Origin of the sequence: Dyadobacter arcticus (assembly GCF_011762185.1) — a bacterium.
Taxonomy (GTDB): domain Bacteria; phylum Bacteroidota; class Bacteroidia; order Cytophagales; family Spirosomataceae; genus Dyadobacter; species Dyadobacter arcticus.
In genome coordinates this window covers 1333576-1359450 of record NZ_JAASQJ010000001.1, presented here as the reverse complement: position 1 = coordinate 1359450, position 25875 = coordinate 1333576, and the positions used below count along the sequence as shown (strand labels likewise).

23 protein-coding genes are annotated in these 25875 nt (G+C 43.6%); 9 read left to right on the top strand and 14 right to left on the bottom strand.

Translation table 11 applies throughout. The features are described 5' to 3' along the window. The first annotated feature begins 31 nt into the window (after positions 1–31). Positions 32–1255: a BaiN/RdsA family NAD(P)/FAD-dependent oxidoreductase gene (locus FHS68_RS05705; RefSeq protein ID WP_167267994.1), complete on the top strand. Its 1224-nt coding sequence runs from the start codon at positions 32–34 to the stop codon at positions 1253–1255. On the opposite strand, the gene uvrC is transcribed toward FHS68_RS05705, so the two are convergent. Genes uvrC through porW form a run of 4 tightly spaced genes read right to left on the bottom strand, consistent with a single transcriptional unit; the run spans position 1242 to position 8800 of the window. Continuing rightward, positions 1242–3059, bottom strand: a complete 1818-nt coding sequence (gene uvrC / locus FHS68_RS05700; protein WP_167267992.1) for an excinuclease ABC subunit UvrC — start codon at positions 3057–3059, stop codon at positions 1242–1244. The two genes, FHS68_RS05705 and uvrC, sit on opposite strands and share 14 nt — an antisense overlap. Positions 3060–3089: 30 nt before the next feature. After that, the gene (locus FHS68_RS05695) at positions 3090–4223 is read right to left on the bottom strand and encodes a glycerate kinase (RefSeq protein ID WP_167267991.1); all 1134 of its coding nucleotides are present in this window, start codon (positions 4221–4223) and stop codon (positions 3090–3092) included. A gap of 24 nt (positions 4224–4247) precedes the next feature. Continuing rightward, positions 4248–6545 (bottom strand): transglycosylase domain-containing protein, encoded by a 2298-nt coding sequence (locus FHS68_RS05690; RefSeq protein ID WP_167267989.1) that lies wholly within the window; start codon positions 6543–6545, stop codon positions 4248–4250. 50 nt (positions 6546–6595) lie between these two features. Then, the gene (porW, locus tag FHS68_RS26630) at positions 6596–8800 is read right to left on the bottom strand and encodes a type IX secretion system periplasmic lipoprotein PorW/SprE (protein WP_310588508.1); all 2205 of its coding nucleotides are present in this window, start codon (positions 8798–8800) and stop codon (positions 6596–6598) included. A 132-nt stretch (positions 8801–8932) separates the two neighbouring features. Here porW and FHS68_RS05680 point away from each other — a divergent pair, with 132 nt between their 5' ends. The 6 genes from FHS68_RS05680 (at position 8933) to atpH (ending at position 12149) form a co-directional block, all read left to right on the top strand. Continuing rightward, positions 8933–9181 carry an AtpZ/AtpI family protein gene (locus FHS68_RS05680; protein ID WP_167267987.1) on the top strand — a complete coding sequence of 83 codons (249 nt, stop codon included), beginning with the start codon at positions 8933–8935 and terminating at the stop codon, positions 9179–9181. A 19-nt stretch (positions 9182–9200) separates the two neighbouring features. Further along, on the top strand, positions 9201–9560 hold the full coding sequence (locus tag FHS68_RS05675) for a hypothetical protein (protein ID WP_167267985.1): 360 nt from the start codon (positions 9201–9203) through the stop codon (positions 9558–9560). Positions 9561–9584: 24 nt separating this feature from the next. Then, positions 9585–10679: a F0F1 ATP synthase subunit A gene (gene atpB, locus FHS68_RS05670; protein WP_167267983.1), complete on the top strand. Its 1095-nt coding sequence runs from the start codon at positions 9585–9587 to the stop codon at positions 10677–10679. Between the two features lie 48 nt (positions 10680–10727). Beyond that, the gene (atpE, locus tag FHS68_RS05665; RefSeq protein ID WP_167267981.1) at positions 10728–10991 is read left to right on the top strand and encodes an ATP synthase F0 subunit C; all 264 of its coding nucleotides are present in this window, start codon (positions 10728–10730) and stop codon (positions 10989–10991) included. Positions 10992–11103: 112 nt separating this feature from the next. Further along, on the top strand, positions 11104–11598 hold the full coding sequence (gene atpF / locus FHS68_RS05660) for a F0F1 ATP synthase subunit B (protein WP_229211780.1): 495 nt from the start codon (positions 11104–11106) through the stop codon (positions 11596–11598). A 14-nt stretch (positions 11599–11612) separates the two neighbouring features. After that, positions 11613–12149 (top strand): ATP synthase F1 subunit delta, encoded by a 537-nt coding sequence (atpH, locus tag FHS68_RS05655; protein WP_167267979.1) that lies wholly within the window; start codon positions 11613–11615, stop codon positions 12147–12149. Between the two features lie 60 nt (positions 12150–12209). Here atpH and FHS68_RS05650 read toward each other — a convergent pair whose 3' ends face one another. From FHS68_RS05650 to FHS68_RS05605, 10 genes are all read right to left on the bottom strand, one after another. Next, positions 12210–13097 carry a sugar phosphate isomerase/epimerase family protein gene (locus tag FHS68_RS05650; RefSeq protein WP_167267977.1) on the bottom strand — a complete coding sequence of 296 codons (888 nt, stop codon included), beginning with the start codon at positions 13095–13097 and terminating at the stop codon, positions 12210–12212. Between the two features lie 29 nt (positions 13098–13126). Beyond that, positions 13127–14818, bottom strand: a complete 1692-nt coding sequence (locus tag FHS68_RS05645) for a carboxylesterase family protein (protein WP_167267975.1) — start codon at positions 14816–14818, stop codon at positions 13127–13129. 162 nt (positions 14819–14980) lie between these two features. Then, positions 14981–17518, bottom strand: coding sequence for an ATP-dependent Clp protease ATP-binding subunit (locus FHS68_RS05640; protein WP_167267973.1), 2538 nt, complete (start codon positions 17516–17518; stop codon positions 14981–14983). Positions 17519–17587: 69 nt separating this feature from the next. Beyond that, positions 17588–18244, bottom strand: a complete 657-nt coding sequence (locus tag FHS68_RS05635) for a WbqC family protein (RefSeq protein ID WP_310588507.1) — start codon at positions 18242–18244, stop codon at positions 17588–17590. Positions 18245–18346: 102 nt separating this feature from the next. Then, positions 18347–18973 carry an L-threonylcarbamoyladenylate synthase gene (locus tag FHS68_RS05630; RefSeq protein WP_167267968.1) on the bottom strand — a complete coding sequence of 209 codons (627 nt, stop codon included), beginning with the start codon at positions 18971–18973 and terminating at the stop codon, positions 18347–18349. 31 nt (positions 18974–19004) lie between these two features. After that, the gene (locus tag FHS68_RS05625; protein WP_167267966.1) at positions 19005–19997 is read right to left on the bottom strand and encodes a glycosyltransferase; all 993 of its coding nucleotides are present in this window, start codon (positions 19995–19997) and stop codon (positions 19005–19007) included. Between the two features lie 110 nt (positions 19998–20107). After that, positions 20108–21031: a YihY/virulence factor BrkB family protein gene (locus tag FHS68_RS05620; RefSeq protein WP_167267965.1), complete on the bottom strand. Its 924-nt coding sequence runs from the start codon at positions 21029–21031 to the stop codon at positions 20108–20110. 14 nt (positions 21032–21045) lie between these two features. After that, the gene (locus tag FHS68_RS05615; protein WP_167267963.1) at positions 21046–21465 is read right to left on the bottom strand and encodes an acyl-CoA thioesterase; all 420 of its coding nucleotides are present in this window, start codon (positions 21463–21465) and stop codon (positions 21046–21048) included. 2 nt (positions 21466–21467) lie between these two features. Next, on the bottom strand, positions 21468–22505 hold the full coding sequence (gene mltG, locus FHS68_RS05610) for an endolytic transglycosylase MltG (protein ID WP_167267961.1): 1038 nt from the start codon (positions 22503–22505) through the stop codon (positions 21468–21470). A gap of 88 nt (positions 22506–22593) precedes the next feature. Then, complete coding sequence (locus FHS68_RS05605; protein WP_167268761.1) at positions 22594–23673, bottom strand: Ldh family oxidoreductase; 1080 nt, start codon at positions 23671–23673, stop codon at positions 22594–22596. A 323-nt stretch (positions 23674–23996) separates the two neighbouring features. Between FHS68_RS05605 and FHS68_RS05600 the strand changes: the two genes are divergently transcribed. After that, complete coding sequence (locus FHS68_RS05600; RefSeq protein WP_167267959.1) at positions 23997–24611, top strand: hypothetical protein; 615 nt, start codon at positions 23997–23999, stop codon at positions 24609–24611. Between the two features lie 22 nt (positions 24612–24633). After that, a complete protein-coding gene (locus tag FHS68_RS05595) occupies positions 24634–25869 on the top strand; it encodes a 3-phosphoshikimate 1-carboxyvinyltransferase (RefSeq protein ID WP_167267958.1) in 1236 nt (411 codons plus the stop codon). Positions 25870–25875 lie beyond the last annotated feature (6 nt).

The following is a 25875-nucleotide window of genomic DNA, read 5'->3' as shown; positions in this document are numbered from 1 at the left end:
TTTCAATTTTGTGTGATTTAAAAAGGTTGATATGCGGATTGTAATTGTAGGTGGAGGGGCTTCCGGATTCATGGCAGCCATTACTGCGGCGGAGTATTTCCCGGATGCACAGATCCTGATTTTGGAGAAAAGCAGAACGGTACTGAATAAGGTGCGTATTTCAGGAGGAGGCCGCTGCAATGTTACGCATGACCCGTCTGATATGCGTTTTTTTATAAAAAATTATCCTAGAGGCGAAAAGTTACTTCGTAAGCAATTACCTCTTTTCGACGCATTTTCAACGGTTGAATGGTTTGAAAAAAAAGGGGTTAAGTTGAAAACTGAGCCTGATGGACGTATGTTCCCAATATCTGATTCATCCCATACCATCATTGAATGCCTGCTGAGAACTGCAAAGCAGCATAACGTTGAAGTACGTACGAGCACCAGCATCAATTCATTTGTAAAAACGGATAACGCATTTTCCCTTAATCTAAATGACGACGAAACGTTATTCGCCGATCGGCTGCTGATTGCGACCGGCGGATATCCCCGGCTAAGCAGTTTTGACTGGCTGCACGAACACCATCATCAAATCGTGAATCCGCTTCCCTCCCTCTTTACCTTTAATACGCCCGAAAACTACCTGCTGCCGCTGGCCGGTGTTTCGGTTCAGGATACGGTTGTGAAAATTATGGGGACAAAACATGAATGGCGCGGGCCGCTGCTCATTACGCATTGGGGTTTCAGCGGGCCAGCAATTCTCAAATTATCGGCATGGGCTGCCCGCGACCTGGCGGAGAAAGAGTATCAGTTTACTTGCAGGATTAACTGGCTTCCGGAAATGAATGAGCAGCAGGTGAGGGAATTTCTGGTTCAGGAAAAGGTAAAAACACCCAAGCAGCAGATCGCTTCCCATGCCCGTTTTGGAATTCCTTTGCGCCTTTGGAAAGCATTTACCGAAAAAGAAGAAGTTCCTGAAACATTACGTTGGTCGGATGCCAGCCATAAAATACTTAACCGGTTGACTGAACTGCTTATCAACAGCCAGTTTGAGGTAAAAGGGAAAACTACTTTTAAAGAGGAATTTGTGACTTGTGGGGGAATTGCATTAACTGATGTTGATCCCCAAACATTAGAGAGCCGCTCGGTTCCGGGCCTCTTTTTCGCGGGAGAAGTACTTGATGTCGATGGCATAACGGGCGGCTTTAATTTCCAGAATGCCTGGACCACGGGTTTTATTGCCGGAAAGAATATCGGCACTATACCTGGTTAATCGCCATGGTATCGAAGTAAGACCTGACCTTTTTCGCGCGGTCTATTCCAACCAGGTCAATTAATTCTTCAAGTGTACTTTCCCGGATCCCCCTCACCGATCCGAAGTGTTTCAACAATTTAGCCGCCGTGACTTTACCAACACCATTCACGCCCTCTAACTCGCTGATAAGGCTACCCTTGCTGCGCTTATCCCGGTGAAATGTAATGGCAAATCTGTGGGCTTCATCCCGGATTTGTTGTATTAATTTTAATGATTCTGACTTTTTATCAATATATAGAGGCAAGGAGTCTTCCGGGAAATAAATTTCTTCCAAGCGTTTTGCAATGCCAATAACAGGCACCTGACCATAAATTCCAAGACTTTTCAATGCGTCGCAGGCTGCACCAAGCTGTCCCTTGCCCCCATCGATGACGATCAGGTCTGGTAGCGGTTGCTCCTCAGCAATCATTCGAAGGTAACGTCGGCCAACGACTTCGTTCATAGAAGCAAAGTCGTTCGGGCCGATGACGGTTTTGATATTGAAATGGCGATAATCCTTTCTCGAAGGCCTTCCTTCCTTAAAACAAACCATTGCCGCAACCGGGTTGGTACCCTGAATATTAGAGTTATCAAAACATTCAATATGACGTGGCAAAGATTTCAGCTGAAGATCCGATTTAAGTCTGATCAATATCCGGTCTTTTCTCGAAGATGTTGCCGATGCCTCCACTTCCCGGCGCTCCGCCTTTTCTCTCCGGAAATACATAACATTCCTCATCGACATATCCAGCAGCTTTTTCTTGTCGCCAAGCTGAGGTACGGTCAATGTTAGGCGCATTTCAAGATCAGGTTTAATGTTGGATATCAGCTCTTTGGCTTCGCTTCCATATGTGGTGCGCATCTCAATGATCATCAAAGTCAAAATTTCCATGTCACTTTCATCCAGCTTCTTTTTGACTTCCAAAGTCTGGGTGGCAACCATGTATCCCTGTTTTATTTTCATAAAATTCAGGTAGGCTGCCTCTTCGTCTGATACAATGGTCAGTACGTCAATATTCCCAATTTTGGGATTGATAACCGTTGCTTTACTTTGAAAATTGGAAAGATGTTCAATTTTTGTTTTCCATGAATGTGCCCGCTCAAATGCCATTTGTTCTGCGGCTTCCAGCATCTTCTCCTTAAAATATTGCTGCGGCGATGACAGATCACCTTTTAAGATATTATGCACCTGCTGGATTTCTGCATTGTATTCCTTCTGATCCTGAAACCCTTCGCAGGGGCCTTTGCAATTACCAATGTGAAATTCCAGACATACCTTCCATTTTTTGGCAGCAATGTTGTCGTCATTCAATGGAAGCTGGCACGACCTGATCTGATATAATGATTTGAACATATCCAGCAGCGTATGCATGGACCTGAGATTGGCGAAAGGACCGTAATAAGTCCCTCTGGTCTTGTCCATGTTCCTGGTTGGATAAACCCTTGGATAGGGCTCATCAGTCACACAAATAAAAGGGTAAGTTTTGTCGTCTTTGAGAAGGATATTGAACTTGGGCTGCAATTGTTTGATCAATTGATTTTCAAGCAGTAATGCATCCCACTCGCTCAAAACAATAGTGTATTCTATCCTACAAACCTGGCTCACCAACCTCCGCGTCTTACGGTCGTGCTGGTTATTTTTCAGAAAATAACTTGAAACCCGATTTTTTAAGTTTTTGGCCTTACCCACATATATAACTTCCCCCGTTTCGCCAAAATACCGATATACCCCCGGATCATGCGGAATTTTAGAAAGCTCGTCTTTGTAATTGAATTCAGGCATCGGGTAATTAAATTCTTTGGGCAGTTAGCTTTACTTGTTTGAAAAAAACAAGCGCACTAAATGAAAAGTTGCGTTTGTCACCAGGGTAAAAGCTTCTTTCTGCGCGGTGTCGAGATCCATCGGCCTGTCTAGCACAGAAACCACATAAGTTATGCCGGCTTCATGAGTTTGCTCGGGCGTAATTTGCAATGTGCCACAAACCACCGCGAGTGGCACATTATACTTTTTGCAAAAATCCGCCAATCCCTTTACTAACTTGCCATTTAGGGTCTGCTCATCCACTTTTCCTTCACCCGTGATAACCAGATCAGAATCCTGGATTAATGCGGACATATTACTTTGCTCCATTACAATGCTGACACCATCTTTCAGGACGGCATTTAAAAACCACATGCAGCCCGCTCCAAGTCCGCCCGCAGCGCCAGCGCCGGGTTGGGAACTTACATCTCTCTTGAATGTGACAGTTGCAACTTGTGCCAGATTTCTTAATCCTGCATCTAATATCCGTACCATTTCAAGACCTGCACCTTTTTGAGGCCCGTAAATGTAGGCTGCACCCTGGTCTCCAAATAAAGGGTTAGTCACGTCACAGGCAACAAGTATGGACACTGTTTTCAATCTCCTGTCACTTTGAGAAATATCAATGCGGCTTAAAGATGTGAGCGCCTCGCCATTTGGATTTAATTCCCGATCATTTTTGTCATAAAATCGAATCCCTAATGCAGCAGCCATTCCAATTCCGCCTTCGGTAGTAGCGCTTCCTCCGATCCCAAGAATTATCTTTCTGACATTCCTGTCCAATGCATCTTTGATGAGCTCGCCGGTTCCAAAGGTGCTTGTAAGCAATGGGTCACGCTCACCGAGAGTTAATAACCTCAGGCCAGACGCAGCCGCCATTTCTATAAAAGCAGTATTCCCGTCCTGGGATAAGCCATAAGTTGCATTGATTTTCCTGCCCAGAGGATCACATACCTCCACAGTTATGAGTTTTCCGCCTGCCTGTTTGGTGAGGATATCCGATGTTCCTTCGCCGCCATCTGCAAGCGGGACTGTGGTAACATTCGCATTGGGAAAAGCTAGCAGGATACCTTCCTTCACTGCCTTACAAACGTCGGCCGCCTCCAGGGAACCACGAAATTTGTCAGGTGCTACAAGAATATTCACTGGCCGGAGGCTTACAAAGTATTGTTAGAATAAAATCCCCTCGTCGTCGGACCGGGATGGCGGAACGTATGTATCTGTGCTATCGCTGGTTACGCCGCCGCATTCACGCACGTAATTTTCGGGCTTGTTGAAGGGACCTTTGCGATATTGTACCAATGTCTGGTCGCTGTAAACTTTTTGCATAAACATCCCCCAGGCGGGCATTGCAACACGACCACCCTGGCCCAAAGCAATGGTTCGGAAGTGAATGCTTCTGTCTTCGCCTCCAACCCAGATTCCGGTAACCAAATGCTGGGTCATTCCCATAAACCAGCCGTCCGAATAATTGGAAGTCGTACCTGTTTTTGCAGCAATCTCATTTCCGTCCGTAATGCCATATTGTCTTAACCGCCCTGCCGTTCCACCCGGGTCTTCCACAGCGCCCCGCATCAGATATAGCATGTTATAAGCCATATTCTCACTGATTTCCTGATTTTGTTTTTGAAAAAATTCCTGCAAAACATTCCCATAACGGTCTTCAATGCGGAGAATGGTCATAGGATCCGTACGATGTCCTCCATTAGCGAAGGAGCAATAAGCGCCAACCATCTCATAAACCGAAACGTCGCTGATACCCAAACAAAGTGACGGTACTGATTGCAAATTGCTGGTAATCCCGAGTTTGTGGGCATATTCAACGACTGTCTTGGGCCTTACCATTTTCATCAGATAAGCACTTACGGTATTAACAGACTTACCTAACGCTTGCCTAAGCGATAATGATTGGTAAGAATATTTATTGTTTGAATTGTGAGGGGACCATCCGCCAGGAACGCCGTCAGACAGACCAAAGTAAACCGGCTGGTCTGTTACGTGGTCGCAGGGTGTCAGGAAATTTTTATCCAATGCCGACACGTATACGAATGGCTTAAAGGTAGAGCCAGGCTGCCTTGAACCTTGTTTTACGTGATCATATTTGAAATATTTGAAATTAATCCCTCCTACCCAAGCCTTAACATGGCCGTTACGGGGATCCATTGACATCATTCCAGCTCTTAAAAAACGCTTATAATAAGCCAGGGAATCCATGGGGCTCATGGTCACTTCCTTTTCTCCATCCCAGGTAAAGATCTTCATCTTATAGGGTCGTCGCATAACTTTCCACGCTTCGTCTTCGCCAAGATCTCTCTTTAAAGAAATAAAATGAGGTGTTTTCTTGCCAGCAGAAATCAGGAAGCCAGGAATTTCTTTGCCATTATCAAAACTCCACGGATTGCGACTCTTCCAATGATCATTAAACAACTTTTGCTGTTGTTTCATATGTTCTTTCAGCGCATCCTCCTGATAGCGCTGCATGCGCGAATCAATGGTGGTATAGATCCTTAACCCACTCGTATTTAGGTCAAAATTGGTATCATGCTCTTCATTGTAGATCTTGACCCAGCTCTTTAGATAGCCTCGCATAGATTCCCGGAAGTAGGGCGCCAAACCGGTATTGTGACTGTCTATGGTGAATTTCATTCCCAGCGGCCTTTCCTTAAATCTTAAAAAATCCTCTTCCGGAATGTACTCATACTTCGTCATTTGGGCCAAAACCGTATTCCTGCGATTTAATGCGTTAATTGGAAAGCGAAGCGGGTTGAATAATGTTGGATTTTGCAGCATTCCTACCAGCAGCGCCGCTTCAGTCACATTCAGGTCCCAGGCTTCCTTATCAAAATAGGTTTTAGATGCGACCTTGATTCCATAAGTGTTATTACCAAAAGAAACCGTGTTGAGATACATTTGCATGATCTCCTGCTTGGTATACTTCGTTTCCAGAACAACTGAAAGCACCCATTCCTTCGTTTTTGCGATTATAATCCTGACCAGTGGTATCTTTCCTAATAAGCCTTCAAATTCTTCAGAACGTGTATTGAAAAGGTTTTTAGCAACCTGTTGTGTAAGAGTACTACCGCCACCCGAGCTGGCATTACCGGAAACTACACCTTTGAATACACGCAACAAACTCCTAGGATCAATTCCCGAGTGGTTTACAAAACGGGCATCCTCAGTGGCTACGAGCGCGTCGATAAGATTCGGCGAAATTTGAGAAATTTCGATGGGTGTCCTGTTTTCAATAAAGTATTTACCCAATGACTTCCCATCTTCGCTGATTACCTCAGAGGCGAGTTCACTTTTGGGATTTTCCAGCGTTTTCAGATCAGGCATTCCCCCGAACAGCCAGAGAAAGTTGAAACTTACTGCAACAATGTACAATATAATCAGACCCAGCCCCAGTCCAACATACCGCCAGAGACGGATAATAGTGCGTCGGTACTTTCCGGGTTGTAACTCAATCATATATGCGGGGTTATTTGGTGCGAAACGAACAAAGATACAATTTCGGGCAATTATCTCTTGCCCATTGAAAGTGCATTCAATTCCTGCATTTCTTTGAGACGGGGCAGGTATATGCTTGAAGGATATAATCTCATAAACTCGGTAATGGCCTGTGCATAGGCCTCTTTACCTCGTACTTTACCAATTAAAAAAACGCGTAACAGAGCAAACTTATCTTCCATCATACCACCTTTATAAGCCGGTAAGTTGCTTTCAATATTTTCCAGCGCCTGTGTATGATTGCCATCTGTATATAATTGATAAACAGACTCATACTCCTTAACCGCGTTGCCTGAATTACCACTATCATCGGTACTTTTGCTAACCAGCCTTGCATAAGTAGAATTGGGATATTCACCCGTCAACCGATCCCTCCAAACCGTTTTATTAGCATTATTATCCTCATAGCTCAAATAAAGAAGATAATAAATTTCATCCTTGTGCTGTGTTTTGGGGAATTCGACAAGCATACGCTCGAAAGTGGTGATGCCCCGCTGCGATTCTTTGAGATCAAAGCGGTATATCTTTCCTAAATTATAAAGCGCCTCTTCCTTTTTCTTCTGGGATTCGGTGAATTGTGGTTCGGTCAACGGGACATCCGATTTAAGTTTATCGTGGATTTGCTGCCATTCAGGAGTACCCTTTTTGAGGGTGTTATTGGCAACAAATTCGGGAGCCAACCCTGAGCTGTCCGAACTCGCAACATTACCATTGCCTGCAAGCGTGCGCAGCGGCCGGCTGCTTCTTCTCCAGTCATCTTCCAGCGGACGATTCCCCCAGGCTCTTTTAAAGTCAATTTTACCCTGATTAATCAATGCGGGATCGTACAATTCCCACCTCCGCTCATTTCCATTCATCATTTGGTTGGGAATGTTGGCCACACTTGTAATCTGAGAAGCGATCAATGCTTTTTTTGCCCTTTCTGCCTCGTCTTCAAGACGTTTTTGTTCCCTGGCTTCTATAATTGCATCAATCTTATTGTCCAATGCAGCCGGGTTCATTTTAGATAATTTTTGAAGACTGTCCTCAGTTGTAACGATTGTATATTCCGTCACAAAGTTATCCAGCGCTCTTTTCCTGTCGGCAACGAGCGTATATTCAGGAGCTTCACGGGGAAGGATCACCAGCGCACTATCATAGTAAGCTTTTGAAAGCTCGAAGTTTTCCAAAGATTCGTAATTGATCCGGGCTAATTGAAGATAGGTATATGCCTTTTGCTGTAAATTTCCTTTTGAAGCGGCGGCGGCTTTTTGGAGATACCCAACTGCCTCCGGAATTTGCCTGCGATGTTCGGCCAAAAGTCCCATCGTAAAATAAACCCTGTCACGCAGATCATCATTTTTACGGTCGCGCAACATTTTGTCAAAGCCTATATCGCTTAAATCCTTCTTAGGATTAAGTACCACTTCGTTTTGCAACGAATTCATGGAAGAATAAAAACCCAAGTCATAATTGGGCCGGTTCTTTTTCACACTCCGGTAATGCTTGTTGGCCAATGCGTATTGTCCGAGCCGGTCATACATTTGGGCAGCAGCGAAATGGATCCTGGCGGTTTCAATCGACTTTTTTAGAACCGGGAAAGTTTCCTCCAGAATGGCGACAGACGTAAGATATTCTCCGTTTTGCTGATGCAAATAAGCTTTTGTAAGATAAAAATCCCTAGCAGAAGATTTGCTGAGTGGCTGCTGGCTCAAATGTTCTGCCACACCCAAAGCATTTGAATAGTCTTTCCTGACAATATAAGCGCGCATTAATAGAATGAGCGCGTTGTCTTTATCATTATCATCGCGGCCATTGGCATACACATAGCGCAGTGCTTCCAGGCCATCAGCCCATTCGCCCAGGTATAAGCGAGACTTACCTAGGATAACGTAGCTATTGTCAAGCCATTTGCTGTTTTGGTGTTTTTCCGCAACGATTGAAGCTTTTTTAATTGCGTCGTCCAACTTCGGTTTGAATGGAAGTGACAATACCGAATCGATCGGCAATAATATCGGGAGCAGTTGATTGTAATCTTCTTTGTAAGCCTTTTTCATTTCAAACTCTGCCTCAAGCATATCCTGCTCGGCCATGAAGTAGGCATTGTATCTCGCCGAAATATTGTGAAAGTTTACGGCACTTGGTCTGGAACTGAACTGCGAACAGCCAGCAAGAAGATAGATTAAAAAAAGGTAAAGCGCTGGTCTTATAATATGGGGGGCAAAACTTTCGATCACAAAAATGACGTTAGGGATGGTCTTTATCTTCTGTAAGCAAAACTAAAACGGTAATTCGAATAAATCCGTATCGAAGATAATGTCATTTGTAAAATTTGGAGCAATTTTACCTTACTATTATACCCCGATTAGATGAAACAAGACAATTACGAACCGGCAGACGAAAACAAGTCTTTTCGTGGCAGCAATGCTCCATCCGGATTTCTTAAATATTCCGGGTTAGCGATGCAAATGCTGGGTACCATCCTGATCTTTACGTATTTCGGGTACAGGCTGGACGGATGGCAGCAAAACAAAGTTCCGGTGTGGACGCTTGTCCTTTCCATGGCATCTATCGGTGCTTCTCTTTACCTGCTCATCAAAAGTTTCACCAAACAATAGAAGATTCCAACCCTCTTATATGTTACGTACTCTGGCTGCTACGATAATCTTAGGAATTGCATTTTTCCTTGTTGAGCAATTCTATCCCAGCACCTTACTTCATCCCTATATCTGGTACATTCTTGGCTTCTTTTTCGGACTCTCGTTCTTTGCTCACAGGCTAATGGAATTTGGATTAAGAAACAACCGTGAGAAATTTGTCACTTTTTACATTTCAACCATCGTTGTACGGATCATTTTAAGCCTCGTTTTCATCGCACTATTTTTATTCAATGGGCTAACTGATTCACTGCTATTTGTGATCAACTTTTTTGTACTCTATTTATTTTATACATGTTTTGAAATATATGGTTTGTATCGTAACTTGCGCCGCGATTGACAAAGCAAAGCATTTCAAGCATTTATGTATACCCATTTGAGACGGTTTTTTACGATTGCCCTGGTGGCTTCAGCCTGCGTTTTTAATGTTCCCGCTACGGCGGATGAGCCTGTTCAGCACGAGGCTGAAAAGGCGGTTCAGGACATTAATGAGAAGGAGCATAAAATTGAACATAAGCTTGAAGAATCGGAAGCGAAGTTCGACATTGGTGAGATGATCATGCACCACATTGCCGACTCTCATGAGTGGGAAATGACACACGGCGTTGTAATTCCTTTGCCTGTGATTCTGTACTCTGCCGACCGCGGCATCGAAGTTTTCTCTTCCTCTAATTTCCACAACGATCATCACGAATACAACGGCTATCACCTGGTTCACGGTGACTCGGAGCAAGTTGTTCCTGTTGATGAATCCAGAAAAATTTACGACTTCTCGATTACCAAAAATGTAGCTTCTATGTTATTGAGCGCGGTGATCCTTATCCTGGTATTTACCAGCATTGCCGGTTTTTATAAAAATAGTAAGGGTAAAGCACCAAAGGGATTTCAGTCGGCGATGGAGGTTATTATTTTATTCATACGCGATGATGTGGTGAAACCTAATGTTGGCCCGAAGTACGAGAAATATCTGCCATACCTGCTTACACTTTTCTTCTTCATCCTGGTTAACAACATCTTAGGTCTTTTACCCGGATCGGCCAACCTTACCGGAAATATCGCTGTAACATTGACGCTGGCAGTTTTGACATTCATCATTGTCCATCTGAATGCAAACGGAAATTATTACAAACACTTGGTTAGGCCAACTGGTGTTCCGGTTCCATTGTTACTGATCATGATCCCCGTTGAGATTGTAGGTGTATTTATGAAGCCTTTCTCATTGATGGTCCGGCTTTTTGCCAACATTACCGCAGGCCACATCATCTTGCTTAGTCTTTTCGGCTTGATTTTTATTTTCCAAAGTTTCATGATCGCTCCTGTTATTTCACTGTTCGCCCTGTTTCTGAACTTCATTGAAATCATGGTAGCCTTTATTCAGGCTTTTATCTTTACCCTTTTATCGTCCATGTATATTGGTAGCGCTATTGAAGAGCATAGCCACGCGGATCACGGACATTGATTTGAATCTCTTTTTTTATTAACTATATATTTTAAAACAAACACAATTATGTTGCTTCAAATTTTGCTTCAGGCTGCTGATCAGAGCGGTGCAGGTCTTGCGGTTTTCGGTGCTGCTATCGGCGCAGGTCTTGCTGCTATTGGTGCAGGTCTAGGTATTGGTAAAATCGGTGGAAGCGCTGTGGAAGGTATCGCCCGTCAGCCAGAAGCTGCTGGTGCTATCCAGACTGCAATGCTTATTATCGCGGCTCTTATTGAAGCGGTAGCGTTATTTGCAGCAGTAATCTGTCTGCTGATCTCGTTTAAGCTTTAACAAAACCATTGGACAAAAGTCCTTACTTCTAAGGCAATAGGCCGGGAGGTGACAAGAAAATTTTCGTGGAAGCATTAGGCTTCCACGATACTACACTCAAACTCATTTAACTATGTCATTGCTTACTCCAAACCCAGGTCTTATTTTCTGGATGCTTGTAGTATTTCTATTGGTTGTTTTCATTTTGGCAAAGTTCGCCTGGAAACCAATCATTAAAGGTCTTAAAGACCGTGAGAACGAAATTCAGGGAGCTTTGGATCTGGCCGAAAGAACGCGGGCAGAAATGATCCAGCTAAAATCTGATAATGAAAAATTGATTGCTGAGGCAAATGCTATTCGCGATCAGATCTTGCGCGACGCCAAAGACGCAGCAGATCGGACGATTCATGAATCAAAGGATAAGGCTGTGATCGAAGCGCAGAAAATCATGGAAAACGCCCGTGAAGCAATTCGCAATGAACAAGAACTTGCCGTTTCCAAAATCAGAAAAGAGGTTGCAACCCTTTCGCTTGAAATAGCTGAAAAGGTTTTGAAACGCGAATTGAAAGACAAGGAAGCCCAGGAAACATTGATAGCAGAACTTGCTTCATCTGCACGTCTTAATTAAATATCTAATTTCGGATGTCAGTAAGTATAGTAGCTTCCAGATACGCAAAGTCATTGATCGAACTCGCCAAAGAGAAAGATGTTCTCGAAGCGGTGTATCAGGATATGATTTTATTTAAAGATACAGCCGATAAGAACAGGGGATTGATGCTCGCATTGAAAAGCCCTGTTGTTCGGCACGAAAAGAAATCAGGGATTTTGAAAGCACTTTTCGAAAGTCGCGTCAACCCTGTTTCATACGCCATTTTCAATATCATTACGAAAAAGAACAGGGAGTCGATTCTCGACGAGATCGCAGCGGAATTTATTAAAGCTTATAATCTGTTTCAGGGAATCCAAAGAGCGACCGTTATTACGACCACTCCTTTGACAGAAGAATTGCGGAAGCAATTTACTGATATCGTTACCGAAGCTACCGGCAGAACAGTGGAGCTCGCCGAAAAAGTAGATGAGAATTTGATTGGAGGGTATGTTCTCCGGATTGATGACCGTCAGATTGATGCTTCTCTGCGCAGCCGCTTGAATGAACTTAAATTACAGTTAGTAAACTGATATTTTTATCTGTATAATTTGGAAGACCTGGCTGCTATGCGGCCAGGTCTTTTTTTGTGTCTATACTTTCATCTTAGTTACATTTTTGAAGCTAATGTCGATTGCCTCAATTGCTGGCCGTTTTGCAACATCTTGTTCCACGAAAAAGTGGGTAAGTCCTGCGAGTTTACGTGCCTCAAAGATTTTTGCAAAATCAATTGAACCGGTACCAACCTCAGCAAAAGATTGATCGGTCTTATCCATATCCTTCACGTGCCACAACGGGAAACGTCCCGGATATTTCTTGAACAATGCGACCGGATCCAATCCTGCCTTCACGATCCAATACAGGTCCAATTCCAGCTTAACAAGTTTTGGATCTGTTTGTCCGGCAATGATATCATAAGGAATCTGGCCGTCTATTTGCTTAAATTCGAAGTCGTGGTTATGATAACCAAACTGCAAGCCCGCTTTCTTAGCCACCTCTCCTGACTTGTTAAACAGGTCCACATAGCTCTTATACTTATCCAATGTATCTCTCTCTTTTTCCGTCAGATATGCACAGTTCACGTACTTCTGACCAATTTCAGCGGCGTCATCCACTGCACGTTGCCATTCGTTACTCAAGGTTCCTTTCGATGTTTTATTGTCTACGCCAGCCCCGTAATGTCCGCTTACCGGATCAAGCCCAAGATCACCCAAAATAGCCTTAAATTCCTTTGGCGTTTTTCCAAAGAATTTGCCATCATTATATCCGAAGAGTTCCACTTCCTTATATCCAATGGCGGCTACCTTCTTCAACGTTCCAAGCAAGTCTTTGGAGATGTCGTTTCTGAGCGTGTAAAGCTGCAACCCTATTTTAGAGGCTGCTTTTGTTTCCAGACTTAATTTGGAGAACACGGGAATTGTCAAAGCAAACGCGCCAGCTTTGATAAATGACTTCCGGGAAATCTTTTCGTTGTAATTCATTTTCTAGGTCAAAAAAGTAAGAGTAATGGTTATTTGGTAATGCTGATAACTCCTGATGATGTGAGTTTATTTTTAGTATCCTCACTTAACTGCCAGTTTTCGGTAAACGATGTATCGGTAATAAGGTTTGTCGAAGAATCTTTAAAAAACACCAGATCTTTGAATTCTGAAAGTTTCCGATGCATTACAGGCACAAATGGATAACCCTGATCCGGCGCGCCCGTCCACCAGGGCAAGCCTGAACTGACAGCGACATAATGTTTTTCTATCGGAAACACATAAAAAAGACCATGTGACTTATCCGACGGGCTTAAATGAACCGGAAGCTTATTAGCGTATTTTGCTATAAGTGAATTACTTTCCTTCGTACCAAACAAAATCAGGTTACAGCTTTCCAGGTCACTTGGCCGTACTTCCTTATCCGACATTACACGTGGGAAAAACATAACCCTGCCCAAAAACGGCCCGCGGTATTGCGACCATTCAGCCGCCTTGTTGGCTATGTCCAATCTATTTCTAAGTTCATCTCCGGCTGGATTATCTGCCGTGCCGTAAACGTAAATATGCCGGGTAGAGAATGCATCAAAAATAGGCCCCTCCGCTCCCTTCATTTTCGTAAGGGTTGATGATGGCGCAGCGGGCGTGGTCGCTACCAATGACCATCCTGTGGCATTTTTTGAAAAAGATAGTGTGCTGTCAGTTTTGGCAGAAACAGCTTTTCCATCGATGGTGAAAGCAATATTGGAGCCTGGCTTAAATTTTGGATGTCCCTTAAGATTGACTGTAAACGCCTGCAAATTTTTGGTAGTGATTTCGGCAGTGTTCACTTTTGACATTTTCGCATCTATTTCCGCAAGTGATCCATAGTTGATCTTATCAAAAGTCACCCAAAATGCTTTGTTGTATTTGTATTGCTTACTCACAAAATTTACCCGATCCGGATGTGGGTTTCTTTCAGCATGGCTAAACCATTCAAATATAAATTCATTGTCGTAAGCGCTCACCCAACTATCATGTTTCACATCGACAAATTCTTTGTAACTCACTTCTACGCCAATATCCTGAAAATGTGAGACCCATTTTTGAGTTCCTGCAACCGGGACGACAGGATCGGCGTCGCCGTGGAAAAGATGAATAGGAAAATTCAGTGCATTGGATGCGAGATCAAAAGTTTCGGCGGGAGGGGCTGGACATACCGCTGCAATTGCCGCCCAAATGTCTGGCCGGGTAAGTCCAATCCACAATGTTCCGCCTCCACCCATAGACAAGCCGGTGAGATAAGTCTTATTTTCGTCAATATTGAACCTCTTTTTAACGTCTGCAAGCACATCATAAACATCTTCCTCTGGTATTCCCTGATAACCCGCCGTACCTCTTGCATAAGGCGACGCAACTATAAATTCCACATCCTCCCATTCCGGGAAATAACGACTGGCTTCTACATCCGTTTCTCCTTCTGCGTTACTTTTTCCAAATACTCGACGCAAAGCAAGCCGATGATTAGAGCCAGCCCCATGAAGCATGATTACCAATGGATACTTTTTATTTGGATCATAACCCTTTGGCAGATATAGTCCGTAAGGTTGTTCGGTATCGTCCGCATCCGAGAAAAAATTCAATACCTGCGGGCCGGGAGAAAGTTTTTGAGCAACCAAACTTGCAGAGCATATGAGCAGGCCAAAAATGAGCATGCAAAGCGATTTCCAAAAATATTTGGTCATTATGTTATTTCAATTTTCAATGTCTAAATATAAACTAATTCATAACGCGATCTATAAAACGGCCTTTCCTTTTGCATAGTGTTGACAAGAATTGAAAACAAAAAAGGCAGATCTTGCGATCTGCCTTTAAGCATCATTATCACTTTCTTTCGGAGTTACCGATTAATTGGCAAGTTCCTCTTCCTTTTTACGAACACTAATAACAAGCTGTTCACTGTTTTCTTCATGATTAGCAACCAAAACATCGCCCTCACGCAGATCACCTTTCAATATTTCTTCCGCAACTGGATCTTCAAGATATTTTTGAATCGCACGGTTCAAAGGACGAGCACCGTATTGCGGATCATATCCTTTCTCGGAAAGAAAATCTTTGGCTGGAATGGTCAATTCAATTTCATATCCCAGACCTTTTACCCTATTGAACAACTTGCCCAATGAGATATCGATGATCCTATGCAAATCTTCACGTTGAAGTGAGTTAAACACAATTACATCGTCAAGTCTGTTCAGGAATTCCGGCGAGAAAGCTTTCCGAAGCGCACTTTGAATGGTACTCTTCATAATATCATCCTGATTTTCAGATTTGGCTTTGGTAGAGAAACCAATTCCTGAACCGAAATCCTTCAAATCGCGCGCTCCAATGTTTGAAGTCATGATGATGATCGTGTTTCTGAAATCGACTCTGCGACCTAACCCATCCGTCAGAATTCCATCGTCCAATACTTGCAAAAGGATATTGAATACATCCGGATGCGCTTTTTCAATCTCATCAAGCAATACGACGCTGTAAGGCTTACGACGGATTTTCTCAGTCAACTGACCGCCTTCTTCATAACCCACATATCCCGGAGGTGCTCCAACTAAGCGCGATACACTGAATTTCTCCATGTACTCACTCATATCAATGCGCACCAGTGAATCTTCTTTATCAAACAGATAGGAAGAAAGTACTTTGGCTAATTCCGTTTTGCCTACCCCGGTTGGGCCAAGGAAAATGAAAGAACCAATTGGTTTCTTAGGATCTTTCAATCCTACCCTCGTACGTTGAATTGCTTTAGTAAGTTTTTCAATCGGAGGATCCTGGCCTATCACTTTTGCTTTCAGCTCCTCACCCATGTTAAGCAATTTCTTGCCTTCATCCATTGAAACATTGGTAACCGGAATTCCTGTCATCATTGCTACGACTTCCGCAACATTGTGTTCAGTTACTGTATAGCGCTTTTGCTTTGTCTCCTCCTCCCAGGCCAGTTTAGCGCGGTCTAGCTGATCAATCAATTTCTTTTCACGATCTCTAAGCTGCGCTGCCTCTTCGTATTTCTGGCTTTTTACAACCCTGTTTTTCTCCTGCTTGATGTTCTCAATTTGCTCCTCCAGGACAAGAATATCCTCTGGAACAGTGATATTACTAATGTGAACTCTGGCGCCCACCTCATCCATCACGTCAATTGCCTTATCCGGCAAAAACCTGTCGGTAATGTATCTTTCAGACAACTTTACAGCAGTACTGATCGACTCCGGCGTGTAATTAACGTGGTGATGATCTTCGTATTTGTCTTTGATATTTTCCAGGATCTGAATTGTTTCCTCAATAGAAGTTGCATCCACCATGACCATTTGGAAACGACGTGCAAGTGCACCGTCTTTCTCAATATACTGGCGATATTCATCTAATGTGGTAGCTCCGATACACTGTATTTCTCCGCGGGAAAGTGCTGGCTTGAACATGTTGGAAGCATCCAGCGAACCTGATGCACCACCTGCGCCAACAATGGTATGAAGCTCATCAATGAACAGGATCACGTCGGGCGACTTTTCAAGTTCATTCATTACAGCTTTCATTCTTTCCTCAAATTGCCCGCGGTATTTAGTACCAGCAACCAATGAGGCAAGATCCAGGGTAACAACGCGTTTCCCAAAAAGAACCCGGGATACTTTCTTCTGTACGATCCGAAGTGCGAGGCCTTCTGCTATGGCAGTTTTACCTACACCTGGCTCACCGATCAGAATAGGATTATTCTTTTTACGGCGGCTGAGTATCTGTGCAACGCGTTCAATTTCTTTCTCACGCCCCACGATCGGATCAAGCTTGCCGACTTCGGCCATTTTCGTTAAATCGCGTCCAAAGTTATCCAATACTGGTGTACGTGATTTTTCTGCGCCTTTTGATTCTTTTCCGGATGCTGAGCCTCCACTTCCAAACATTCCACCTCTTGCCTCATCATCACCGTCTTCGGTCTCCGGCCCCATATGAGGTCTGGATCCAGATGATTGATATTCTAACATTTCCTTAATGACTTCGTAGTTAACATTAAATTTATGTAATATCTGGGTGCCTACATTATCTTCATCCCTCAAAATGGAAAGCAGTAAATGCTCCGTTCCAATCAGGGTGCTTTTAAATATCTTGGCTTCCAGATAAGTAATTTTTAAAACTTTCTCCGACTGCCTGGTGAGCGGGATATTTTGAAGATTTTTAACATTATTGGTTGCAGCACCCTTGGTTGCCTGCTCAATGGTCTGCCTCACATCATCGAGTGAAACACCGAGCTTTTTAAGTAAGCCAATCGCCACACCATCGCCCTCACGAATCATTCCCAACAATAAATGTTCTGCACCGATGTAATCATGTCCGAGACGGAGGGCCTCTTCCCGGCTCATTGAAATTACTTCTTTCACTCTATTCGAAAATTTTGCTTCCATTGTGTAGCAATAAAAAAGTGTTTAATAGTCTAAACGCTACTTGATCCTTGTTTGTTCAAAATAGCCTGATCAGTATTTACAGGATCTTAACAAAACACTTTTTGCTTCCGGCCCCATGTTAAAAAGTAAGTCTACTATGCTCAGGTTGCTGATAAAATCATTCCCAAAGGTCTGATAGTAGGGCACTGGTTGATAATATTTAGGCGATTTGTGGCTTTTCTGATTGTTTATGACCGAAACAGCGTCGACAAGCCTTTTTACACCTTTTTCATCACCTGACAAATTGTACTTAACCTCCTTTTTTATACCTACCAATCTAAGACAAATTGTCAATAATTCATAATTCAAATCGACAAGAAATGGCAACCTCTTATGATAGATATCAATTAATTCGGGGGCGTAGAATTCGTAAAACGGGGATTTTCCGTACGCCGATTTAAAACAACCCAAGTGACGCCTGATCCAGTCCTGGTTGTAATCAATTAAAATGTCTTTTGTGGGGCTGGCTGCGTCGTATCCTCTTACCGGAACAGTTAATACGTCTATCTTATTAGTGGTGAGCACGTTGCACCGGTTTCGATAGGTCTGCTTCACATACCTTTCATCCACATCAATGAAAATCCGGTCGTGCTGAAGTATGCAAGTAAAATATTCCAGGCAAGGCAGGTACTGTAATTCGATCCGAACCTCGTTGAACTGATCATCTAAACTCAAAAATTCCGGCACTATCAAATATGGTAAAGCCTTATGATATTATCAAAAAATTTATAATAATTATTTTCTCTGGCTAGCAATGTTCAATACTGACTTAAATCATTACAATTTTGCTCAGAGGAAAACGCTCGTATCCCCAAGGCCTTCCCGTACTATCTCGAAGGTATCGTTGTCAGCCCTTACAATCGTTGATGGAATATTTCCGCCATACCCACCATCAATTACCATATCTACCAAATGCTCAAACTTCTCATAAATCAACTCTGGATCAGTTGAGTACTCGATAATTTCATCGTCATCTTTGATGGAAGTGGTAACTATTGGATTCCCCAATTCTTTAACCATCAGCCTCGGGATCATATGATCCGGAACACGAATACCGACCGTCTTCTTATTGGTATTTAAAAGCTTGGGAACATTGCTGTTAGCATCCAGAATAAATGTATAAGGGCCAGGCAAGACCCTTTTCATCAATTTAAAAGCAGTATTTCCGACTCTCGCAAAATCAGCGATATGACTTAAATCGAAGCAAATAAATGAAAAGTCGTTCTTCTGTGGTTTAATTCCTTTGATCCGGGCGATCCGTTCAACGGCGCGGGTATTGTAAATGTCACATCCCAAGCCGTAGACGGTATCTGTTGGATAAATGACCAAACCTCCATTGCGAAGGCAATCAACTACCTGACGAATACGCCTTTCATCAGGGTTTTGGGGGTAAATTTTAATAAACTCAGCGGGCATAAAAAAAATACAGCTTTCAGGGTTAACAACATCAAAAGCCAAATCCTTCCTGGGCAGGTGCTTTTTTTAAGTTTTTAATGTAAAACCTGTAAGCAAAATTAACAGGAAGATGCAGCCTGCACAATAAGACAATGAACTCGGTCTGCCAGCCCGGATTTTCGATGTAATTCAGCAAACTCCTAAAACGGATAGCTAAATCGAACTCCTGCGCGTACAAACATTTCCGAATGAATGTACGTATCCGTGCAGCCAAAAGATCAAATTCCTGCTGGTCCCTGTTGAGATCGTAAGCCTTGTTGCAAACTGCGTAATAGGAAGCAAGCATTCCGCTGCCCTTGCGATAAACCATAGAAGATAGTGATGCGGGAACGACTCTCTTTAATGTCAGAATTTCATCCAGATAATAATAGCTGAAACGCACCGAGGACCTGATCCAAAAGTCAAAATCTTCAAATAACAAAGCTTCATCATAGCCACCCAGCTGGTTAAGAATGTCTGTCCTCATCATCATTGTCGGCGTGCATATGAAATATCTTTCAAGGACATTTTTATAGACATCACCGGAGGGGATGTGCGCCACAGACCTGCCGTTTTCATCCACCCGGTAATGATTATTTAGCCGTCTGCCCAAGTTATCAATGTAGCATCCATTTGTAAAAATTACACCGTAGTCTTCAGAAAGGTTTTCAAAACACTCAACCTGCCTTTCGACCCGATCGGCGATCATAATATCATCTCCGGAAAGGTCAATCACATACTTACCCTTTGCAAGCGCGAGACCTTGATTGAATGCCTTGCATAAACCTGCATTGATATCATTCCTGATAATTTGAAATGCCGGGGCAGTACTTCTGAGGCAATCAATTATAGCCATTGTGCCGTCGGTGCTGGCATTGTCAATGACGATTAATTGAATGAAGGGATATGTTTGATAAAATACTGAAGTAAGGGTTTCCTCAATGTATTTTTCCTGATTATAGGTAGTCAATATTACCGTGACCAAGGGTTTTTCATGTTCTTTCATTTCAACCCATAATGCTGATCCAGTCAGTTTGATGATGTTTTTTTCATGCCTAAGAGCACAAAATTAGCAAGTATCAAAATATGCAGGGAAGAATGTTATTTTACGGTATGTCAGGATTTCACGTAATTTTTCCTGCCCGAAGCGGCCGCAATGCTGGCATTGATTTCAAAGCCGAGGATGATTACAAAAGCCAGTAAATAGAGCCAGATCATCAGCGCGATCATTGTTCCAATCGAACCGTAAAGCTTATTGTAGGAGCTGAACCGGGAAAGGTAAAAAGAGAAGCCATAAGTGGCGGCCAAAATCAGTACGGAAGCCACAATAGAGCCCACATTCACAAAATTATTCTGCCTGCCGTGGGAAGGTGCAAAACGATATATGATCGAAATAGTCAGCATTAATGCTCCAAGGCTGATCAGATACCGCGTTACATTCAGAACAGGGATCAGCGATGAGTCCTTCACCACATGCCAATCACCAAGCAAATTCATCACTGCATCTCCAACAATAAGCAGAATCACAGAAAGAAAAAGTACCGCAATCAGCAGCAAAGTAAGCAGGATAGCAATCCCTCTTACTTTGAGAAACCCACGTGTTTCAGAATCATCATAGACCATGTCGAAGGAGCGCATCAGGGACATCATTCCATTCGTGGAGGCGATCATCGCAAATATAAACCCAAAAGACAATACACCTTTCCGCGGCCGGCTGAGAATATCCATGATCGTCTGGTCCGCGTCGTCGAAAAGTCCACGGGGAAGGTTTTCCCGCAGTAATCCCATGATCTGCTGATCCAGGTGTTCAATAGGAATGTAGGGAATGAGGGTAAATAAGAATATGATGGCCGGAAATAATGCCAGGGTAAGGCTGAAAGCGACGGCTGACGCGCGTTGGTCAATGTCATACTTTCGGTTGCTGCGTACCAGATTCACCAGTATATCATAGAAAGAAGCCTTACTTCTTAACATAGTAGTCTTCTGCAGCCAAATGATAATTCGCTTGATATGGCGGTTTTTCAACAGTTTTTCAAGCATAACTTTCCGATTGGTTATTCCTTAATGTCAAAATAAGGTTTAAGCTTATTCAAAAGCTTATCAGGTGCAAGGCATAGTTTTCCATTATCACGCCTTTGAAACACTAATGTGGTGTCGCCCGTATTCAACAGCACATTTTGCTGATTCCGTATCTCGTATTGAAAGAAAATACGAATGCCCGGCATGTCCTTTATGGTTACCTGAATGTTCAGCTCATCATCATAGCGGCCTGGTTTCAGATAGCGAAAATGACTTTCGTAAACCGGCATCATCACACCTTCGTCTTCCATCACTTTATAATGAAAATCCAGGCTGCGCAATGCTTCCACCCTTCCAATCTCATAGTATCGGGCATAATTTCCGTAGTACACATAACCCATCTGGTCTGTGTCCGCATAGCGCACCCTTATACCTTTAACCTCGTAAACAAACATGCCTATTTCATGATTTTGAGCCTGTTCAACTCCGCCTGGTATAACCGCGCATTATTGAGATGGTCGGTATAATTTGTTGCAAATGCGTGATAACCGGACAAATCCGCTTTGGCACACATATAAATGTAATCGTGCTTATCATAATTTAAAACGGCATCCAGTGAATTGAAATCTGCCACGCGGATCGGCCCGGGAGGAAGTCCGGTGTTCATGTAAGTGTTATAGGGAGATTTGATCAGCAGCTGACCGTTAAGAATCCGTTTGATCGCAAAATCCTGTAATGCAAATTTAATGGTGGGATCAGCCTGCAACGGCATTTGCGCCCTTAAACGATTGACATACAGGCCTGCCACGCGAGGACGCTCATCCACTTTACGCGCTTGCTCTTCTTCTACAATGGATGCCAGGATCGAAACCTGTACGGGCGTTAGATTAATTTCCTTCGCTTTTGCCAATTTTTCGTCTGTCCAGTATTTTTTGTACTCACTGTGCATTCTATCCAGAAATTTTTCCGTACCGGTTGTCCAGTAAATGTCATAAGTATTGGGCAGGAACATGGAAACAATGGTGAGCGTGTCCAAGCCATATTTATCGCAGACGGCCGGATCATTCAGCGCTTTCCGAAACTGGTCTTCTCCAAATTCAAAACGGCTCCCAATTCTTTTGATCAGATCTTCTTTTAGCCTAATGTTGTTAAAAGTCAGCTTCACCGCATCCTGATCACCAGAAACCAGTTTCTTAATGGCTGCATAATTGTTGGTGCCTGGTTTGATCACATACCGTCCAGGTTTTACTTTTTCAGGATATTTCAAAAATTTGGCTAAAAATTGAAACGAGATATGATCGTTGATAACGTCATGCTTATTCAATGTATCGAGGACGGATTTATAAGTGGCCCCCTCGGGGATCAGCAAAGCAAAACTGGATTGTTTATCGGCCTGAAGATTCGGGGTTTTAAAGATTTGCCAGAAGTAAAATGAGAAAGTGGTGAACAGGATTGCGATGGTGACGAATAATCCAACTTTAAAATTACGGGACATAGTGATTTGGGCTTTGATGGCTTATTGGCTTTTAGCTTTTTAGCTGTTAGCGTTTGGCTGTTAGCTTTCTTTTTTTATAGTTAAATATTTAAATATTCTTTTCAAATGGGATATTAAATCGGGTTGCGAGTTCGGAGAGGGAATGAATGACCGGTTCTAATAGTGAAATACCATTTACTGCTCTTTCTGCTTCCATTTCACGCTCGGGATCTCCCGGGATGATTACTTTCTGGCCTTCAACTGCCCTTGCGCCACGGAATGCCCGGATCCATTTGTCCATATCTTTTTTGAAATCTTCGGCGGGACGGAACCCGTCGACGCGCATTGCGCCCAGAAAATGTCCGGTCCCCAACCCTACGCCTTCCTGCGCCGTCATGAATCCTGCGGTTGCAAATGGCGGAACCCAGGGGCCAAAATTAGCGCCCGATAATACGCCCGAAAAAATATCGACGATCGCGCCCAATCCATAACCCTTATGACTTCCATGCTCCCGGTCCGAACCTAATGGGAGCAAACCTCCGCCGCTTTTCACAGCATTGGAATCGGTGGTAGCATTACCTTCCGCATCCTGCGCCCAGCCCAACGGCGCGGAAAGACCTTTGCGCTGCAATATCTCAAACTTACCATATGCCACGGCAGTAGATGCGAAATCTGCCACAAATGCTGGCTCCTCAAAAGCGGGTACTGCCACAGCAATTGGATTGGTTCCCAATAACTTATCCAGTGAAAATGTTGGGGTGACAAGCGGCGCTGCATTGGTCATTGTCCAGCCGATCATATCCTTTTCCAAAGCCAACATGGCATGATATCCTGCAATTCCGAAATGATTCGAATTCCTAACCGAAACCCACCCCGAACCAACCTTTTCGGCCTTTTCCATTGCAATTTCCATCGCTTTTGGGGCGACTACCAACCCTAACCCACGATCTCCGTCTACGACAGCCGTACTGGGAGTTTCGTAAACAACTTTTACTTCCGGATTCGGGTTAAGCCTCCCATGGTCGTACAGACGCACATAACCCGCCAGACGCGCAATTCCGTGGGAATCTACGCCGCGCAAATCGGCGCTCACGAGCACTTCCGAAGCCAGTCGTGCCTCCTCGGTCGAACATCCTATCGCTAGAAAAACTTCCTCCGCGAAATGTTTCAAATAACTGGCCTGATACATATACGTCAAATGAATGAGCTTCTTTATAATTTTACCAAAGGGCATATTTAGATTGCCGGGCGCCGCAAATATCCTAATTCAATTGGCATCGTCCAATACTTCTCTTAATAAAGCCATCCGCCTGCCAGTAAGCCCGATGCTCAACAGCCTAATATAATTAAAATCAAAAACCCAGCATTAAAACGGTTAATCCGCTACCTCGTCCGCGGGTTGGTGCCGGTCGCGAACAGGATTAATTCATCGCCTTTAAAATGAGCAACATTGCAACACTTTCACCCGTTTAAAAGAATGATTCCCTATATTTGAACCATTCTTTTTACATTATGAGACAACTCGTTCCAATTGTCGTTTTGCTTCTTTTAGGGAATCTTTCAGCATGGTCGCAAGATCATTATGACCCTAAGAAAGCCCTCACCAGCGAAGAGCTTTTTATAAAACAAGGCAATACAAACAGGATTATCGCAACGCCCGGACAAAAATACCTTGTATTGGACGCCTCGCCTGTAATTGGCGGATTTCACAGATATCGCTTTTTTCCCGGAGATAACATTAAATTCAGGATGCATGATGAGACCATCCGTTTCAACGAGTCCATTGCAAGCGTTACCGATTCTTCTTTTAGCATTGCGATTATCAACGAAGCCGTTGGCCGGATGGATTACCAGGAAATTTTGCTAAAAGATGTTCGCCTGATGAAAGTATCCAGAAGGATCCCATTTATATCACAGCTCGCTCCGCTGCTTCCCTTAGCAGGCCTTATTTACATTGGCGCAGATTTTTTCAACAAAGGCGTTGATAACAAACGATTTACAACCGATACTTCATCATTTATCGTGGGAGGTTCATTGATGGCCGCAGGTTTTGTTTGTTATAAACTTACATTCGCCTCCCTCAAAATCAATGGCCGCAACAAACTGAAAGTGCTGGAAACATACTGAGTTATTATCTGATTTTTTCAAAGTGAAATCCATTTTAGTCAATCCCCCAAAACAACCTATACGGGCAGAAATACAACTGGCTGCTTCCAAAAGTGAGTGCAACAGAGCTTTGATCATCAATGCATTGACTGGCTTCCAATGCGAACTTTCCAATATCTCAGAAGCACGCGACTCCCAAACCATGCTGCGCCTGCTCAATTCCGACGATGAAATTGCAGATGTAATTGATGCCGGAACAACCATGCGTTTCTTGACCGCATATTTTGCGGTTACCAATCAAACCAAAACCATGACCGGCACTGCCCGAATGTGTGAAAGACCTATAGGGATTTTGGTCGATGCATTGCGTTTCTTGGGAGCAGATATTAGCTATGAAAAAGAAGAGGGTTATCCACCATTGAAATTGAATGGATTTTCTTATTCAGGAAACAGGGAAATCAGCATGCGGGGCGACGTCAGCAGCCAATATATTTCTGCTTTATTAATGATTGCGCCGGAGTTGCCCAGCGGTCTCACCATTAAGCTCCAAGGCGAAGTTGGCTCGCGGCCTTATATTGAAATGACGCTTAATCAAATGGCGCATTTCGGCATCGATTACAAAGCCGACTGGCAAACCAATACCCTGACAATTCCTCCCATGAAATACCAGCCGCATCCTTATGCAATCGAATCCGATTGGTCTGGGGCGAGTTACTGGTATAGCATTGTCGCGCTGGCCGAAGACGCGAAGGTTGAATTACTGGGTTTAAAAAAGGATTCTTTGCAGGGAGATAGTGCCATTGTGCAGATTATGAAGCATTTAGGTGTCGATAGTGTTTTTACAGAACGTGGCGTACTGCTTACCAAAATTCCGCCGGCTGCATCCATTGGCTGGGATTTTACCGATTGTCCCGATCTCGCACAAACCGTTGCCGTTTGCTGCGCCGTGAAAGGGATCCGTCTTTCGCTTACAGGTATTGAAAGTTTAAAAATCAAGGAAACAGACCGGATTTTTGCATTGCAGCAGGAACTCCAAAAGCTTGGTGCTGAATTAATGGAAATCGAAAAAGACCATTTGTACGAAGTTCACGGCATAAAAGATCCTGGCCCAATCCTATCCCCTTCGATCCATACTTACGATGATCACCGCATGGCAATGGCATTTGCGCCTGTTGGAATGGTTTTCCCCGTGATTATTGAAGAGCCTGGCGTTGTCGTAAAATCTTATCCGGGGTATTGGAAAGACCTGGCGAAAGTCACCGCCTGGGAGGAAGTATAACAAACA